Origin of the sequence: Bradyrhizobium oropedii, from assembly GCF_020889685.1 — a bacterium.
GTDB lineage: Bacteria > Pseudomonadota > Alphaproteobacteria > Rhizobiales > Xanthobacteraceae > Bradyrhizobium > Bradyrhizobium oropedii.
This window is the reverse complement of the sequence record NZ_JACMYO010000185.1, coordinates 1-16,718: the sequence shown is the minus strand read 5'-3', so window position 1 is coordinate 16,718 and position 16,718 is coordinate 1. Positions and strand designations below refer to the sequence as shown.

Genomic DNA, 16,718 nt, shown 5'->3' with positions numbered 1-16,718 from the left:
CGCCGCGGCAGGCGCGTCGTCCGCGCCGGCACCGATCGGCGGCACCAGCGTCAAAAGCAGGACCAATGCGGCACAAAGACCTGTTCGCATCGCAAATCTGTTCCCGCGCTGCGCGGCTTGACACCGCAAGCTCGTGGTCTAGCTATGGACTGAAATGATGGCGCGCAAAAGGGAGCGCAAAATGGCCGCAGCTTCGGACGATCAAACAGGCTTCGCGCCAGACGACGACGCCCCGATCGGCTACATGAAGCGGACCCGCGATTATTACGCGGCGATCGGCTACACCACCCCCTACCGCTGGGCCCATTACACCTCCGCCCCGTTCCAGCCGCTGACGAAGCCGCTGAGCCAGTCCCGCGTCGCCATCATCACGACGGCGGCGCCGTTCGATCCCGCCCGGGGCGACCAGGGCCCCGGCGCGAAATACAATGGCGGGGCAAAATTCTATTCGGTCTATGACGGCGAAACGTCGCAGCAGCACGATCTGCGAATTTCGCACATCGCCTATGACCGCATCCACACCACGGCGACCGATAGCGGCACCTGGTTCCCGCTGGCGCAACTCAAGCGCCTCGCCGCGGCCGGCAAGATCGGCGAAGTCGCGCCGCGCTTCTTCGGCGCCCCCACCAACCGCAGCCACCGCGTCACCATCGAGACCGATGCGCCGGAGATTCTCCAGCGCAGCCGCGCCGACAGTGTCGACGCTGCGGTGCTGGTGCCGAACTGCCCGGTCTGCCACCAGACCGTCAGCCTCGTCGCGCGGCATCTCGAAGCCAACGGCATCCCGACCGTCGTGATGGGCTGCGCCAAGGATATCGTCGAGCACGCCGCGGTGCCGCGCTTCCTGTTCTCCGATTTCCCGCTCGGCAACTCCGCCGGCAAGCCGCATGACGAATCCTCGCAGGCATTCACGCTGGAGCTCGCGCTGCGCGTGCTGGAGACCGCGCCCGGTCCACAGACCACCGTGCAGTCACCGCTGCGCTGGAGCGAGGATGCCTCCTGGAAGCGCGACTACAGCAACGCCGACACCCTGAGCGCCGAGGAGCTGGCCCGCCTGCGCCGCGAGTTCGACGCGCAGAAGGAAATCGCGAAGGGTCTGCGCGTCGCTTAGGGCTGTGCGTTAGACACGATCACTCACCCAACTCTCGGTGTCATCGCCCGGGCTGAACACTCGACCGGGCGATCCAGTATTCCAGAGACGCCGGTCAGTCACTGAGAAGCCGCGGCGTACTGGGTCCCCCGGTCGAGCCGGGGGACGACGAGCGGAAAGACCTCGCTCAACGCGCCTTCACCAGCACCGGCACTGCACCGTGTGAAGCTGCTTCCTCAGCACCCGCATAATGTCGCGCCAGCGCGGCGCAGGTCATCAGCTGGATCTGGTGAAACAGCATCAGCGGCAGCACGATCAGGCCGACCGATTGCCCGGCGAGCAGCACGCTCGCCATCGGCAATCCGCTCGCCAAACTCTTCTTCGATCCGCAGAACATGATGGCGATGCGGTCGGCGCGCGAGAAGCCGAGCAGCCGACTGCCGAAATTGGTGACCAGCAGCACGATCGCCAGCAGCAGCGCATCGAGGCCGAGCACGATGGCCATCTGCGTCGCGTTGACCTGATGCCAGATGCCGTGGCTGACGCCGTCGCTGAACGCGGTGTAGACGATCAGGAGGATCGAGCCGCGATCGACCAGCCCGAGCATCGCATGATGCTTGGCGACCCACCGGCCGATCAGCGGCCGCGACAATTGCCCTGCCACGAACGGCAGCAGCAGCTGCACGACGATATCGAGCGCGGCGTTGCCCGAGAAACCGCCATGGCTGGAAAGCAGCACGCACGCCAGCAGCGGCGTCGCGACGATGCCGAGCAGGTTGGAGGCGGTCGCCGAGCACAGCGCCGCCGACACATTGCCCTGCGCGATCGAGGTGAAGGCGACCGACGACTGCACGGTCGACGGCAGGATGCAGATCAGGATCACGCCCGCCCACAGCGCCGGCGTCAAGAGATGCGGCGCAAGCGCATGAGCGGCGAGCCCGAGCAGCGGGAACAGAGCGAAGGTCGACAGGAAGATCACGAGGTGCAGCCGCCAGTGCCGGGCGCCGACCAGCGCCTCCGTCGTCGAGAGGCGAGCACCGTGGAGAAAGAACAGCAGCGCGATCGCCACCTCGGTGGCGTAGCCGCCGATCACGGTGCCCTGCCCGTGCAGCGGCAGCAGTGTGGCGAGGCCGACCATGCCGACGATGGCGGCGATATAGGGGTCGACAGGCACGAACGAGCGCAGGCGGCTGATGGTCATGGTGGCTTCCTTTCCTTGATCGGAAGGTGCTCCTCCCCATGCCGATTGTGAACCGCGCTTACCGATGTTATTGTCATTACATTATGTAATGACGGATCGCCGGCCGTGCTCGACCCGACCCAGCTCGAAACCTTTCTCACCGTGGTGCAGACGCAGAACTTCACCGAGGCCGGCCGCCGCCTCGGTCTGAAGCAGTCGACGGTGAGCCAGCACATCCGCAAGCTCGAGGCCGCAGCCGGCCGCCGCCTGTTCGTGCGCGACACCCATTCGGTGGTGCTCACCGCCGACGGCGAGGCGATGACGGGCTTTGCGCGTCCGATCCTCGACGCCAACGCGCGCGCCCGCGATTATTTCGCGGGGTCGCAGGTGCGCGGAAAGGTCCGGTTCGGCGCCGCAGAGGATTTTGCCAGTTCCCGCCTGCCCGATCTGCTGCGCGACTTCGTCCGCCGCCACCCGCAGGTCGATCTCGAACTGACGGTCGGCCTCAGCGCCGTGCTGTACCAGCAGCTCGACGCCGGTGAGCTCGACCTCGTGCTCGGCAAGCGCCGCCCCGGCGACGCACTGGGACAGCTGGTGTGGCAGGACCGCCTGGTGTGGACCGCCGCGCCGGGGATGCGGCTCGATCCCGACGGGCCCCTGCCCCTGATCCTCTACGCGCCGCCGAGCGTCAGCCGCAGCGTGGTGCTGGAGGCGATGGAGCGGTTCGGGCGGCCCTGGCGCATCGTCTGCTCCAGCGGCAGCCTCAGCGGGCTGCGCGCCGCAGCGCTCGCCGGTCTCGGCATCACCCCGCAGCCACAGGGATTGATCCCGGACGGACTGGAAGCGATGCCGACGTCAGGATTGCCGCCGCTCGGCAGCGTCGAGTTCGTGGTTCGCACCGCACGGCGGACCAAACGCGGCCCGGCGGTCGAGCTGGCCCAGGCGATCACGACGCATGGCGGCCGGCTGCGGCCGTAGAAGTACAATCAAGGTGCAGTGTCGAACGCCGGCAGCCGCCGGCTACTTTGCATGGGGTTGTTTTCGATATTTTGGCAGTGCGCGTGAACACGTTGGTTGCAGAAGCTCGCCAGCGCCATGCGCGACAGCCCTCCCCCGCTTGCAGGGGGAGGGAATGCAGTTTCGATGCGGCTCCTGCTCGGGCCAGGAGGCCCGGTCAGGCGGCTGGTGTTGCCGCGACCTGCACCGCGTTGAGCATGCCGGTCTGCTCGTGGCAGCCGAGATACTCGAAGAACTGCTCGCCGGCGGCCGCGACCGTGACCTCGTGATACAGCCTGAGTTTCGCAGCTGGTCCCAGGGTCGACAGATACTTCATCGCGGCACCGAAGATCCTGACATGGGTCGGATGCGATTCCGCCCAGCGCTCCAATGCCGCGAGGCTTTTCCACCAGCTCTGGCCGTAGGACTTTTCCGTCAGCCTTCCATCCGCATCGACGACGCGCATGTAGCGGTTGGCGTAGCAGCCGATCGGCACGCCGTCGTCGCGCAGGAAGTCCATGCCCTCGCGCAGCACCGGCTCGACATCGTCGAGATACATCTTGCGCTCGGAGGCCTCGGTGTCGCTCCAGTCCTGGCCGGAGCGGATCAGGCAGAGATTGTCATGCGCGACCACGCGGATCCGTGCGCCATCGCGGATCACGCTCGGCTCGCCGCCCGGTGTCATCGCGTCGGTCTGCGACAGCGGGATGCGGTCGCGCATGCCGCCCCAATAGGCGTGCTCCTGCACCTCGCCGCTCATGCCGTCGGCAAGCACGGCGACGCCCTCGGGGCGGCCGAGCGACGAGAACAGCGTCTCGTAGCGCGCAACATGCGGCCGCAGCACCTCGATGAAGCGGCCGACGCCATCGCCGGCGCTACTGCCGGTCCAGGCCTCGCGCGCGCCCTCGAACCAGGCGTCGAAGCGCCCGGCATCGTCCCAATAGGCGACCGAGACGACGTTGGTGAAGCCGGCCTGGTCGACATATTGCGCGCGGTCCCAATGGGCCGGACCGCTCTCGCCGGCGAAGCGCGTTGCGATCTGCGTCAGCGCCTCGGTGGCCGCGGCGGTCGCCTCGCCGCGAAACTGGACGCCGAAATAGGCCATGATCACGCTTGCGACCGCGGGCTTGTGGCGCGCGACGAAGGACGGATAAGGCGGCGCGTAGTCGTCGGGCACGCGGCGATGACGGGAGCGCGCCGTTTGCAGATGGGATGGAATAGCGGATTCCATGGCAGTCGCCTCCGGTTGGATGTCGGTCAGTTCGCGGCCGCGTCGACCTCCTCAAAGCTGTCGAGCGGCAGCGCGAAATGCTCGACGCGCTTGGAGGGCTTCTTGTTCAACAGCAGCCGCGTGACGTCCGGTCGCGAGTAATGCCCTGCCGGATCGGCGGCGTTCTTGGCGATCCCGATCGCGCCGAGATCGATATCGGCGAGCAGCAGGCCTTCCTGATCGGGCGGCAGCTTCTCGGCGATCGAGCTGCCGTCGGGCCCATAGATCGCGGCATGTCCGCCGCCGACATGCAGGAGCGCGTGCTTGTCGTCGCGGTCGCACATCTCGTCGACCATCGCCTGCGAGACCGTGGCGCAGGGCGCCAGCACGAAGCACGAGCCCTCGACTGCATAGACGCGCGAGGCCGCGTTGTTGACCTCCCAGCCGAGCGCCGGTGCGAACGGGTCGTACAGCGAGAAGCTCGGCCAGGCCGCGACGTGCACCTGCTCGTTCTGGGCATACATCGCGTATTTCGACAGCGGCTGCAGATGCTCCCAACAGCACAGCGCGCCGAGTCGGCCGATGCCGGGGCGGTCATGCACCGCAAGGTCGCTGCCGTCGCCCTCGCCATAGACAGTGCGCTCGGCATGGGTCGGCCGCAGCTTGCGCCGCTTCGCAATGGTCTCGCCGTCAGGCCCGATCAGCCATTGCGCCAGATAGAGGCTGCCGCCATCGCGCTCGGACAGGCCGAGCACCGCGGTCATGCCGGCCTTCTTCACCGCGAGCCGCAGCTTCTCGGCCTGCGGACTGTCGTAGGACAGGGAATTATCGAAATAGCGCTGCACGAAACCGCGCCCGATCGCCCAGGCCGGGGAATCCAGCCAGATGTACCAGGGATAGCCGGGGATGAAGGCCTCGGGGAACGCGATCAGTCTTGCCCCCTTGGCGGCGGCCTCCTCGATCAGGGAAATGCTCTTGGCGATGGAGGCGTCGAGGTCGAGCCAGGCAGGGGCCGCCTGCACCACCGCAACGCGATATTTCGGATGTTCGATGCCCATGATGTGCTCCTCGTGACCCGCCGCTCCGGCCGGTTCGGTCTTGATCGGCCGCAGCCGCTTCTGACATCATGCTGCCTTGGGACCGGGAACGCCGTTCGACCAGGACGGAAGGAAAATTCGACTGCGGAGGAGATTCCCCCGGCCGTTACCGGTACGAAGCTTGCTTTGTTTGCGTGGCCAGCGTTGCACTCGTGAAGGGAGGAAATCATGCCGGCCCTGTTCACCACGGAAGACGCGCCAACGCATCGGCGCCTCGCGCTCTGGCGGGACATCGTCTGCGACGTGTTCGTGCAGCTCGACTGCAAGTCCGATCTCGGCACCGCCTTCCACGGCGCGATCACCAGCGCACAACTGGGCGCAGTGAAGTGTTCAACGGTGTCGTCGGGCCGACAACGGGTGCTGCGCACACCGTCGCGGATCGCGCGCACCAGCGAGGACTTCGTCCTGATCGCGCTCGGCCGGCACGGCTCTGGCGCCGTGTTGCAGGACGGCCGCGAGACCGTGATCCAGCCCGGCGAGTTCGCGTTGTACGACACCACCCGGCCTTACGAGTTGCGGTTCGACGACGACTTCACGCAGATCATCTTCCAGGTGCCGCGCGAGATGCTGCACCGGCGCTTTGCCGGCACCCAGGGCCTCACGGCGACCACGTTCGCATCGGATCGCCCGGTACAGCGGCTGGCCTTTCAGTTCATCTCGGGGCTCTCCGAGATCGCCGACAGGCTCGATCCGGACAATGCGATCCGCCTCGCCGATCAGGCCGCCGACCTGCTCGCGATGGCGATGAGCGAGCGGCTCGGCGGCGCCGCGCTGCCGGCTTCGACCCACCGCTCCGCCCTGCTGTATCGGCTGAAGGCGCATGTGCTCGCGCATCTGCCGAACCCCGAGCTCGGCCTCACCGAGACAGCCGCCGCACTCGGCATCTCGCCGCGCTACGTCAACAGCCTGCTGGCCGACGAGGACACCTCGTTCCAGCGCTTCGTGCTGGCGCAGCGGCTGGAGCGCTGCAAGCGCGACCTCGCCTCGCCGACGCACGCGCATCGCCACATCGGCGAGATCGCGTTTGCCTGGGGCTTTAACGATCTCTCGCATTTCGGCCGCGTGTTCCGCGACCATTACGGCCTGTCGCCGCGCGATTGGCGGCAAAGCCGGGTGCCGAATTGACGACGAGAGCTTCATTCGACAAGTTGATGAGGAGCACGATGAGCAATAGAGGTCTCGTCGCCAAATTCGACTCACCGTTTGATCAGAAAACCGTCATCATCGAGGATGATGGTCGGGTTGCCTATGCCTATCTGCTGGACTGCGACGGACGTATTCGTAGCGACGTTTGGCTCTACAATCGCTGTCAAACTCCAGTCGAGCCTGAGTGGTACGATCCGACAAGAATGCCGTTTGCCAATCCCGCGCCGTTTGCCACTGATGATCTTTCCTTCTCTCCCCCGGATTCTCCAGGAGATATCACCGTTGAGTGGGGCGATTCTGATAGCCCGGATGACGCCAACGTCTTTATTTCGGGGAAGCATTTCGCGAGATTGAGAGTTGGGATGAAGCCAGGCTGGTCGGCCTTGGCCGCGAAAGACGGCCCGTTAGCACAGGTGTTGAAAGAGCCGTTCTAGACGAACTGCCGCGAAATTCTCGCCCATCGCGGCCGCGTGTTCCGCGACCATTACGGCCTGTCGCCGCGCGATTGGCGGCAAAGCCGGGTGCCGAACTAGCTCACGAGGCCCTTTGCGGCGCAAAATAGCCGGGAATCCGGACCTTCCGAGATGCAAACAATTTACACTAACTGCAACGGGTTCCGTTGCTACCCTTCTTTTCGCTGACGCGGACCGGTAGAGTCCTGCCGTTCATTTAGGAGGATTTCCCATGCAGGACCGGCGCCAAAGCCCACGCGACAAGGTGTTTTACGGTGCGGTTGCGGAGATCAATGAGCGTGGCTCGACGATGGATTGCGTCGTCCGCAACATCAGCGACCACGGCGCGTGCGTTGAATTCGGTGACGCCACGCGGCTGCCCGAAGAGATCAATCTCAACATCGCGCGCAAGGGCCGCTCGTTCCTCGCGCGCCTGATCTGGCGCCAGGCCAACAAGGTCGGTCTCGCCTTCCGGATCATGACCTCGGACACCCCGGTCAGCGATCTCGACGAGCGGGTCCGCCGCAGCGAGATCAAGAAGCGGCAGTTGCAGCAGCGCATCAAGGAGTTGCTCGGCCAGGGCTGAGCCGCTTTTCGTGTTCCCTGGCCCTGTTTCGATGCACCCGGGGCCGCCATTTCGGGGGTTGCAAAGGCCCGGCTAATCCAGCATGCGGTAAGCCCGCAATGCCGGAACCGAGAGCCACTTCACGACATGTCGTCCGCGATCATTGAGCATCCCGACGGGCTGCCGCAGCCGCAGCGCAATTGGGCCATTCTCACGATCGCGCTCGGGCTGGTGATGGCCGTCGTCGACGGCTCGATCGCCAACGTCGCCCTACCGACCATTGCCCGGGATCTGAACGCCAGCCCCGCGTTCTCGATCTGGATCGTCAACGGCTATCAATTGGCGATCACGATCTCGCTGCTGCCGCTGGCCTCGCTCGGCGAGATCATCGGCTATCGCCGGGTCTATCTGGCGGGGCTGTTGCTGTTCACGCTGGCGTCGCTGTTCTGCGCGCTGTCGCATACGCTGCCACTGCTGACGATCGCACGCATCCTGCAGGGATTTGGCGCCGCCGGCATCCTCAGCGTCAACTCCGCGCTGGTCCGCTTCACCTATCCGCATTCGCAACTCGGCCGCGGCATCGGCGTCAACGCGCTGGTCGTCGCGATCTCGGCCGCGGTCGGCCCGACCATCGCCTCGTTCGTCCTGGCGATCGGCACCTGGCCCTATCTGTTCGCCATCAACGTTCCGCTCGGCATCGTCACGCTGGCACTGGGCTGGCGCTTCCTGCCGCATACCAGGCCCGCCGTGCACGCCTTCGACTGGCAGAGCGCCGCCATGAGCGCGATCGCGTTCGGATTCGGCATCAGCGCGATCGACAGCGCCGGCCATGGCGAGGCGCTGTATGTCTGCGCATTGGAGTTCGCGGTCGCGGCAGTCGCATCGCATTTGCTGTATCGGCGGCAGCAGCATCTGCCCTCGCCGCTGCTGCCCGTCGACCTGCTGCGAATTCCGATCTTCGCGCTGTCGATCGGCACCTCGATCGCCTCGTTCTGCGGCCAGATGCTGGCCTTCGTGGCGATGCCGTTTTATCTCGAGAACCATTTCGGCTATTCGGCGGTGCAGATCGGCCTGCTGATCACGCCGTGGCCGATCGCGGTCGCATTCGCCGCGCCGATCGCCGGCTGGCTGGTCGAACGTTACCCAGCCGGCCTGCTCGGCGGCATCGGCCTGCTGCTGTTCGCACTGGGATTAGGCACGCTGGCCTTCATGCCGGCCCATGCGGCGCCGATCGACGTGGTCTGGCGCATGGCGCTCGCCGGCGCCGGCTTCGGCCTGTTCCAGACCCCGAACAACCGCACCATGATCGCCGCGCCCCGCGCGAGCGTTCCGGCGGCGCCAGCGGCATGCTGGGGACCGCGCGTTTGCTCGGACAGACCATCGGCGCCGCCCTGGTAGCGATGCTGCTGGCGCGCTATCCGGCCGACGGCACGCGGATCTCGCTGATGGTCGGCGTCGGCTTTGCCGTCGTGGGCGCCGTGCTCAGCACGCTGCGGCTGTCGTCAGCCGGCAGCCGCGGCGCCGAGCGGGTGCGGGTTCAAGAGGGCCAGCGTTTGAAGGGCGAGTGAAGCTGCGCGGGGACGCACCCGTGCATCACCGCAAACAAAAAGGCCAGCTGTGCGGCCGGCCTTTTCATTTGATTGCTTGTTCGCGCCTCAGGCCTTGACCATCGGCCCCTTGGAGGCCGGCCCCTTGGTGCCGCCTCCGCCGCCGTTGTTCGGACCGCCCTTCGGCGGCTTGCGCTTGCGCGGCGGCAGGTTCTCGGGCTTCGGCGTGACCGGGCCCTCGACATATTCGAAGCCGATCTTGTCCTTGGCGGTCGCCTCGTCCTTGACCAGGACGACGCGGACGTGTCCGCCACCCTTGAGCTGGCCGAACAGCACCTCATCCGCGAGCGGCTTCTTGATGTGTTCCTGGATGATGCGCGCCATCGGACGCGCGCCCATCTGCTCGTCATAGCCGTGCTCGATCAGCCAGGCCTTGGCGGGCTCGGACAGTTCGATCGTGACGTCGCGGTCGGCGAGTTGCGCCTCGAGTTGCAGCACGAACTTCTCGACCACCATGCCGATCACCTCGGCATTGAGGTGCGCGAACGAGACGATCGCATCCAGACGGTTGCGGAATTCCGGCGCGAACTGCCGGTTGATCGCCTCGTGGTCGTCGCCTTCCCGCTTCGAGCGGGTGAAGCCGAAGGCCTGCCGCGCAAGGTCAGCCGCGCCAGCATTCGTGGTCATGATCAGGATCACGTTGCGGAAGTTGACCTGCTTGCCATTGTGGTCGGTGAGCCGGCCATGGTCCATGATCTGCAGCAGCACGTTGTAGAGATCCGGATGCGCCTTCTCGATTTCGTCGAGCAGCACCACGCAATGCGGATGCTGGTCCACGCCGTCCGTGAGCAGGCCGCCCTGATCGAAGCCGACATAGCCGGGAGGCGCGCCGATCAGGCGCGACACGGTGTGCCGCTCCATGTATTCGGACATGTCGAAGCGCAACAGCTCGACACCGAGCGACGCCGCAAGTTGCTTGGCGACCTCGGTCTTGCCGACGCCGGTCGGACCTGAGAACAAGTAGCTGCCGATCGGCTTCTCCGGCTCGCGCAGGCCGGCACGTGCCAGCTTGATCGACGCCGCCAGCGACTCGATCGCCTTGTCCTGGCCGAACACCGTGCGCTTCAGGGTCTGCTCGAGGTGCTTCAGCACCTCGGCATCGTCCTTCGACACGCTCTTCGGCGGGATCCGCGCCATGGTCGCGATCGTGGTCTCGATCTCCTTGATGCCGATCGTCTTCTTGCGCTTGCTCTCGGCGACCAGCATCTGCGCCGCGCCGGACTCGTCGATCACGTCGATCGCCTTGTCGGGCAGCTTGCGGTCGTGGATGTAGCGCGACGACAGCTGCACCGCCGCCTCGATCGCCTCATTGGTGTATTTCAGCCGATGGTAATCCTCGAAGTAAGGCTTGAGGCCCTTGAGGATCGCGATCGCATCTTCCACCGTCGGCTCGTTGACGTCGATCTTCTGGAAGCGCCGCACCAGCGCGCGGTCCTTCTCGAAGTGCTGACGGTATTCCTTGTAGGTGGTCGAGCCCATGCAGCGGATCGTGCCCGAAGCCAGCGCGGGCTTCAGCAGATTGGACGCATCCATCGCGCCGCCCGAGGTGGCGCCGGCGCCGATCACGGTGTGGATCTCGTCGATGAACAGGATGGCGTTCGGATGCGCCTCCAGCTCCTTCAGGACCTGCTTCAACCGCTCCTCGAAATCACCGCGGTAGCGGGTGCCCGCGAGCAGCGTGCCCATGTCGAGCGAGAACACGGTCGCGGCTGCCAGCACCTCAGGCACATCGCTGTCGACGATGCGCTTGGCGAGGCCTTCGGCGATCGCGGTCTTGCCGACGCCGGCTTCACCGACGAACAGCGGGTTGTTCTTCTGGCGGCGGCACAGCACCTGGATCGCGCGGTTGATCTCGGCATTACGGCCGATCACCGGATCGATCTTGCCGTCACGTGCCTTCTTGTTGAGGTTGACGCAATAGGTATCGAGCGCCTCGCCCTTCTTCTTGGCGTCCTCGTTGCCCTTGGCCTCGGTTTCCTCGTCGACGCCGCGCACCGGGCGCGCCTCGGAGACGCCGGGCCGCTTGGCAATGCCATGGCTGATGTAGTTGACGGCGTCGTAACGCGTCATGTCCTGCTCCTGCAGGAAATACGCGGCATGGCTCTCGCGCTCGGCGAAGATCGCGATCAGCACATTGGCGCCGGTCACTTCCTCGCGACCCGACGACTGGACGTGAATCACCGCGCGCTGGATCACGCGCTGGAACCCGGCGGTCGGCTTCGCGTCGTCGGCGCCGTCCGTCACCAGGTTTTCGAATTCGGTCTCGAGATAATTGACGAGGCTCGTCCTCAGCTTGTCGAGATCGACGCTGCAGGCCCGCATCACCGCCGCCGCATCCGAGTCATCGATCAGCGACAGCAGCAGATGTTCGAGCGTCGCATACTGATGATGACGCTCGTTTGCGATCGCCAATGCACGGTGCAGCGATTGTTCAAGGCTTTGGGAAAAAGTTGGCATTCGCGTCCTCTATGGCCCCCTGCCATCATGATCGCCATTACCGGGTCAGGCAATAACAACCTTCGTGATCGCCATTGATATAGTTACGACGGATCGTGGCGAAAGACCGGTCTCGCGATGATGGTTTTCTTCTAAATTCGGGGCATCGGAACGTCGCCTGGCAACGTCGCTTGCCCGCGCCCCGTGATCATACGGGAACGCGGTTCACCACCACACAAAACGCGATGCAAGACCCGTTCCGCTCCCCGCGGCGGGGTCAATCGTTCCGGCGCGCTATTTCTTTTCCATCACACATTGCAGTGGATGCTGATGCTTGCGCGCGAAGTCCATGACTTGCGTCACTTTGGTCTCGGCGATCTCATAGGTGAACACGCCGCACTCACCGATCCCGTGATGGTGAACGTGCAGCATGATCTTGGTCGCCGCCTCGGCGTCCTTGTTGAAGAATCGTTCCAGCACGTGAACGACGAACTCCATCGGAGTGTAGTCGTCGTTCAGGATCAGGACACGATACAGGTTCGGCCGCTTGGTCTTCGGCTTGACCTTGGTGATGACCGAGGTCGACGGGCCGCTGCCCGCACCATTGCGGTGGTCGTCATTGCTCATTTTCGGCGCCGGCGCGGCGGGCACCGCCGGCATGGACGAAACCGGCTCGGAGATCAGGGCTTTCAACTTGGATCGCAACATGGCTCAGGCGTTCGAATTCCCCAAAGGAGGCCGGCGGGAAACCGGATGGCGATTGGAAGTGGTCGCGATTGCCGCAAGACTGATCGCGGAACCCCCAGCAATGCTTTCCAGATTGCCGCTCCCGGTCCGATCCGGCGGCCGGATCGACCTTCCGAATATGGGCCTCGCGAGGCCCTGCCGCAAGCGCAGACCCGCCGCGGCCCACCGGTCCGATTCCCGCTACGGCAACCCTTGGAAGGTTAATCGTTTCTGCCTGATTTGACAAAGGAGCCGGGTATCCAATTTAGGGGGCGTTCAGGATAGCGAGGGCTTTTGCCCAGCTTTTGATCCTCTATCGGGCGACCTGTCAGGTTTCCCTTGCCCGATTCACAATCTGTTTAGCCGCGCACGTGGAGATGGCCGCGCAATCCATTTCCATGAGAGTGCCATGCTTGGTTCAGCCATTTTCGACCGCATCCGCACGGCTGCCCGCCGGTTTTCCGGGGCAGCGGACGGCAATGTCGCTGTCATCTTCACCCTCGCCATCCTGCCGATCTTCGCCTTCGTAGGAGCTGCGATCGACTATACCCGCGCCAATAACGCCCGCACTGCGATGCAGTCGGCGCTCGATTCGACCGCGCTGATGCTGTCCAAGGATCTGACCATGGGCAGCATCACGGCCGCGCAAATCCCGAGCAAGGCGCAGAGCTATTTCAACGCCCTCTTCACCAACAAGGACGGCCAGGGCATTGCCGTCACGGCCACCTACACGACCCCAACCACGAGCTCAGCGGCGACCATTCTCCTGGGCGGATCCGGCTACATCAAATCCGATTTCATGCAGCTCGCCGGATTTCCGACGCTGAACTTCAATAGTTCGACGACCACCACCTGGGGCAACGCCAAGATGCGCGTCGCCCTTGTCCTCGACAACACGGGATCGATGGCGGACAACGGCAAGATTACCGCGCTGCGCAACGCGGTGGCGGGATCCGGCGGCCTGATTGATCAGCTCAGCGCGCTCAGCAAGAACAACGGCGACGTCTATATTTCCGTTATCCCGTTCGCCAAGGCCGTCAATGTCGGCTCCAGCAACTACGGCCAGAGTTGGATCGACTGGACCGACTGGCTCAATCCGCCAACCACGCAGCAAGCCGCCGGCAGCACGCTGGCGACGCTACCCTACAACTGGCATGCCGTGGGACCTGGTGCGAGATGCCCGTTCACCAACACCACTGGCAATACGAATGGTGCCGCAAACGGTGGCTTCGTTTGCAAAACGGGTCCCACAGCAAGCGACAGTTCGACTACGTCAACGATCCCGTCGACGACGATCACAGTGAACGGCGCATCCGTCAAAAATCCGATTTGCCCGACCGCCGATAACAACACCCAGGCAAAGTACAACGGCTGCTGGTCAAGCGAGCCAAGCGCGGCCAATGTGGCCGGCCTGAAGGAGACTTTCTGCAGCGGAAGCTCAAACTGCAGTTGCCCAAAGAACTTGTCCGGCTCCAGCGTCTCGGGCTGTACCTGCAGCGGCAGCGGCAGCAGCAAATCCTGCACCGGGTGGACCTATGTTCACAACTGGACTCAGCCTGGGCCTAACGACACGGCAGACAACCAGAACCAGCCCCGCGTCAGCGCCGTTGTCGGATGGACCAACAACCAATGGACTGCGACCAATCAGACGCCAACCGTGAAGAACGACTGGCGCCAGCCTTCCACCAACCCGATCAGCACCTGGACCGGCTGCGTCGCGGACCGCACCCAGCCGAACGATGCGACGGGCGTGCTGCCGGCGTCATCCGACGTGACGACGCTGTTTCCGGCCAACGAGTATTTCGACACCTGGGGTGGCAACGCCTTTTGCAGCAGCAGCGCATCTACACCGCTCGAGCCGGTCATTCCGCTGAGCTACAACTGGAGCGCGCTCAAGACGGCGGTCAACGCCATGCAGCCGACCGGCGGCACCGACCAGTCGATCGGATTGGCCGTGGGGTGGCAGTCCCTTCTGGTGGGCGGTCCGCTGAACACGCCGGCGGAGGACTCCAACACCACCTACAACCGGGTCATCATCATTCTGTCCGACGGTCTGAATACCCAAGACCGCTGGCCCGACTACGGCGACGGCAGCTCGCAGGCCTCGGGCAACCCGATCGATGTCCGCCAGACCCTCCAGTGTCAGAATCTGCAGGCCGCGAAGGACTCCAATGGAGCGCCGATGTACACCATCTACGCGATCCAGGTGAACACCAGCACGCCCGCCGATCCGACCTCGACCGTCCTCAAGAACTGCGCCAGCAGCCCCGACAAGTTCTACATGCTGACCAGCTCGACCCAGATCGTGACGACGTTCAACACGATCGGCACCGCGCTCAGCAAGCTGCGGCTGGCGAAATAAGCTCCGCTTCAGGCACAACAAAAAAGCCCGGCCGAAACGGCCGGGCTTTTCGTTTGTCTTGGTCAGCGGCGCTTACTGAGCGGGCGCGAACTTGGAGACCAGGCCCTCATAGGGCTTGAAGGTCTGCTTGGCGCAGTCGCTGTACAGGCCGGCGATCTTCTGCGATTCCGCGACGAACGTCTCGTAGGACGAGCGCAGGTACTCGGTCTGCGCCTCGAGCGCCTTGTCCAGCGACTTCACGCCCGACAGCTTCTCGACGAACGACTTGGTGTCCTCAAACGACTTCTTGGCGTAGTCGCCATAGGCGGTGGCGATCGCCTGGACGCCGCTCTGCAGGTTGTTCGCAGACGCAGTGACCGACTCGAAATGCTCTTTGCCGTAGTTCTGAATGTCTTCGATCTTGACCATGGAATTCCTTTTCCCAGACTTTGAAGGCGCAAATTCCCATTGCCGGGAAGCTCCCGGCCCCCTGACGCCGATACGAATATCGCATCGCACAATAAAGTCAACGAATATTGTGCAACGCACAACGACATTTGCCCGAATCCTGGGCATTTGCCATAAACCCCGGGGGACTACGCAACGGTTGCTTAATCTTTTGGAAACTCGGGCCGCCTAACCTGATTCCCGGACTTTGTTCGCCTTCCGACAGGCAGCCTCGAAAGCTGTTTGTGAACAACACCTTAGCTAGAAGAGCGACCTGAGCCGCCACCAGGGCCGATGGTTCTGCCCGAAGTGGTCTGTTGCGCAGGCAAGGATCGACGGCCGCCGGGCACAATTTCGCCTCACGAGCCAGTGATCTAGATAGAAATTGGGACGGGGAAGTAGATGCTTCGAACAACCTTGGCTTCCTCGCGGGCGCTGCGAGTTGGCGTTCTTGGGCTCGTGACCGTCACGACGGCGATCCTGATCACCAGTGATAGCGCCGAGGCGCGCCGCCACCGGCGCCACACCGCTCGACACCATCACAGCGAGTCCGCCTCGCGCGAAAGCTACAGCCCGCAATTCGCGTCGATCATCGTCGACGGCAATACCGGCTCGGTGCTGAACGCCAACAGTCCTGACGGCCTGCGGCACCCCGCCTCGCTCACCAAGATCATGACGCTCTACCTGCTGTTCGAGCGCCTCGATTCCGGAAAGATGAAGCTCGACACCGAGATGCCGGTTTCCGAGCATGCCTCCGAACAGGACCCGACCAAGCTCGGCCTGCGGCCCGGCCAGACCATCAGGGTCGAAGACGCCATCAAGGGCCTCGTCACCCGCTCCGCCAATGACGCCGCGGTCGTGATCGCCGAGGCGATCGGCGGCAGCGAGGATGACTTCGCCCGGATGATGACCCGCAAGGCCCGCGCGCTCGGCATGAGCCGCACGACCTATCGTAACGCCTCCGGCCTGCCCAACGACGAGCAGATCACGACGGCGCGCGATCAGTCGACGCTCGGCCGCGCCATCCAGGATCGCTTCCCGCGCTACTATCGCTACTTCTCGACGACGGCGTTCAATTTCCGCGGCCACACGATCACCGGCCACAATCGCCTGCTCGGCGCCGTCGAAGGCGTCGACGGCATCAAGACCGGCTACACCCGCGCCTCCGGCTTCAACCTCGTGACCTCGATCCACCGCGGCAATCGCTTCCTGGTCGGCGTGGTGCTCGGCGGCCGCAGCGGCGGCTCCCGCGACGCGATCATGCGCAACCTGCTGGCCGAAAACATCGGCAAGGGTGGGACCACCCGCACTGCCGCCGCGATCACCGAGCGCAATCCGGCCGACGCCAATGTCGAGGTTGCCGATGCCGACAACGCCCGCAACGCGGACACCTCGCCGGTCGCGGCCTCGGAGCCTGCCGCCGCG

Annotated in this window: 14 protein-coding genes and 1 pseudogene; 9 read left to right on the top strand and 6 right to left on the bottom strand. The window is 64.5% G+C overall.

Going from position 1 to position 16,718, the window contains the following annotated elements:
• Positions 1-181 precede the first annotated feature (181 nt).
• Complete coding sequence (locus H8A95_RS34795; protein WP_229187248.1) at positions 182-1,111, top strand: glycine/sarcosine/betaine reductase selenoprotein B family protein; 930 nt, start codon at positions 182-184, stop codon at positions 1,109-1,111.
• 166 nt (positions 1,112-1,277) lie between these two features.
• Here H8A95_RS34795 and H8A95_RS34790 read toward each other — a convergent pair whose 3' ends face one another.
• Positions 1,278-2,291, bottom strand: a complete 1,014-nt coding sequence (locus H8A95_RS34790) for a bile acid:sodium symporter family protein (RefSeq protein ID WP_229187247.1) — start codon at positions 2,289-2,291, stop codon at positions 1,278-1,280.
• A 105-nt stretch (positions 2,292-2,396) separates the two neighbouring features.
• Between H8A95_RS34790 and H8A95_RS34785 the strand changes: the two genes are divergently transcribed.
• Positions 2,397-3,248 (top strand): LysR family transcriptional regulator, encoded by an 852-nt coding sequence (locus tag H8A95_RS34785; protein WP_229187246.1) that lies wholly within the window; start codon positions 2,397-2,399, stop codon positions 3,246-3,248.
• 196 nt (positions 3,249-3,444) lie between these two features.
• Here H8A95_RS34785 and H8A95_RS34780 read toward each other — a convergent pair whose 3' ends face one another.
• Together H8A95_RS34780 and H8A95_RS34775 are read right to left on the bottom strand one after the other, a co-directional pair.
• Positions 3,445-4,497 (bottom strand): phenylacetaldoxime dehydratase family protein, encoded by a 1,053-nt coding sequence (locus H8A95_RS34780; protein WP_229187245.1) that lies wholly within the window; start codon positions 4,495-4,497, stop codon positions 3,445-3,447.
• A 26-nt stretch (positions 4,498-4,523) separates the two neighbouring features.
• Positions 4,524-5,534, bottom strand: a complete 1,011-nt coding sequence (locus H8A95_RS34775) for a carbon-nitrogen hydrolase family protein (RefSeq protein ID WP_229187244.1) — start codon at positions 5,532-5,534, stop codon at positions 4,524-4,526.
• A 207-nt stretch (positions 5,535-5,741) separates the two neighbouring features.
• Between H8A95_RS34775 and H8A95_RS34770 the strand changes: the two genes are divergently transcribed.
• The 4 genes and pseudogenes from H8A95_RS34770 (at position 5,742) to H8A95_RS34755 (ending at position 9,304) form a co-directional block, all read left to right on the top strand.
• Complete coding sequence (locus tag H8A95_RS34770; RefSeq protein ID WP_229187243.1) at positions 5,742-6,698, top strand: AraC-like ligand-binding domain-containing protein; 957 nt, start codon at positions 5,742-5,744, stop codon at positions 6,696-6,698.
• 38 nt (positions 6,699-6,736) lie between these two features.
• Positions 6,737-7,153, top strand: coding sequence for a hypothetical protein (locus tag H8A95_RS34765; RefSeq protein WP_229187242.1), 417 nt, complete (start codon positions 6,737-6,739; stop codon positions 7,151-7,153).
• 250 nt (positions 7,154-7,403) lie between these two features.
• Positions 7,404-7,757, top strand: coding sequence for a PilZ domain-containing protein (locus tag H8A95_RS34760; protein ID WP_229187241.1), 354 nt, complete (start codon positions 7,404-7,406; stop codon positions 7,755-7,757).
• Positions 7,758-7,883: 126 nt separating this feature from the next.
• A pseudogene (locus H8A95_RS34755) lies at positions 7,884-9,304 on the top strand (MFS transporter).
• Positions 9,305-9,391: 87 nt separating this feature from the next.
• Here the strand turns inward: H8A95_RS34755 and clpA are convergent.
• The gene (gene clpA / locus H8A95_RS34750) at positions 9,392-11,800 is read right to left on the bottom strand and encodes an ATP-dependent Clp protease ATP-binding subunit ClpA (protein ID WP_229187240.1); all 2,409 of its coding nucleotides are present in this window, start codon (positions 11,798-11,800) and stop codon (positions 9,392-9,394) included.
• Between the two features lie 273 nt (positions 11,801-12,073).
• Positions 12,074-12,406 (bottom strand): ATP-dependent Clp protease adapter ClpS, encoded by a 333-nt coding sequence (clpS, locus tag H8A95_RS34745; protein WP_229187239.1) that lies wholly within the window; start codon positions 12,404-12,406, stop codon positions 12,074-12,076.
• On the opposite strand from clpS, the gene H8A95_RS34740 reads away from it, so the two are divergent.
• Positions 12,399-12,749 carry a hypothetical protein gene (locus H8A95_RS34740; protein ID WP_229187238.1) on the top strand — a complete coding sequence of 117 codons (351 nt, stop codon included), beginning with the start codon at positions 12,399-12,401 and terminating at the stop codon, positions 12,747-12,749. The genes clpS and H8A95_RS34740 overlap by 8 nt on opposite strands.
• Before the next feature lie 165 nt (positions 12,750-12,914).
• The gene (locus H8A95_RS34735; protein WP_229187237.1) at positions 12,915-14,867 is read left to right on the top strand and encodes a pilus assembly protein; all 1,953 of its coding nucleotides are present in this window, start codon (positions 12,915-12,917) and stop codon (positions 14,865-14,867) included.
• Positions 14,868-14,939: 72 nt separating this feature from the next.
• Here the strand turns inward: H8A95_RS34735 and H8A95_RS34730 are convergent, their stop codons facing one another.
• Entirely contained in the window at positions 14,940-15,275 is a 336-nt protein-coding gene (locus H8A95_RS34730; protein ID WP_021078275.1) for a phasin family protein, read from the bottom strand.
• Between the two features lie 420 nt (positions 15,276-15,695).
• Between H8A95_RS34730 and H8A95_RS34725 the strand changes: the two genes are divergently transcribed.
• Positions 15,696-16,718, top strand: a 1,023-nt coding sequence (locus H8A95_RS34725) for a D-alanyl-D-alanine carboxypeptidase family protein (RefSeq protein WP_229187236.1), incomplete at its 3' end; no start/stop codon positions are given.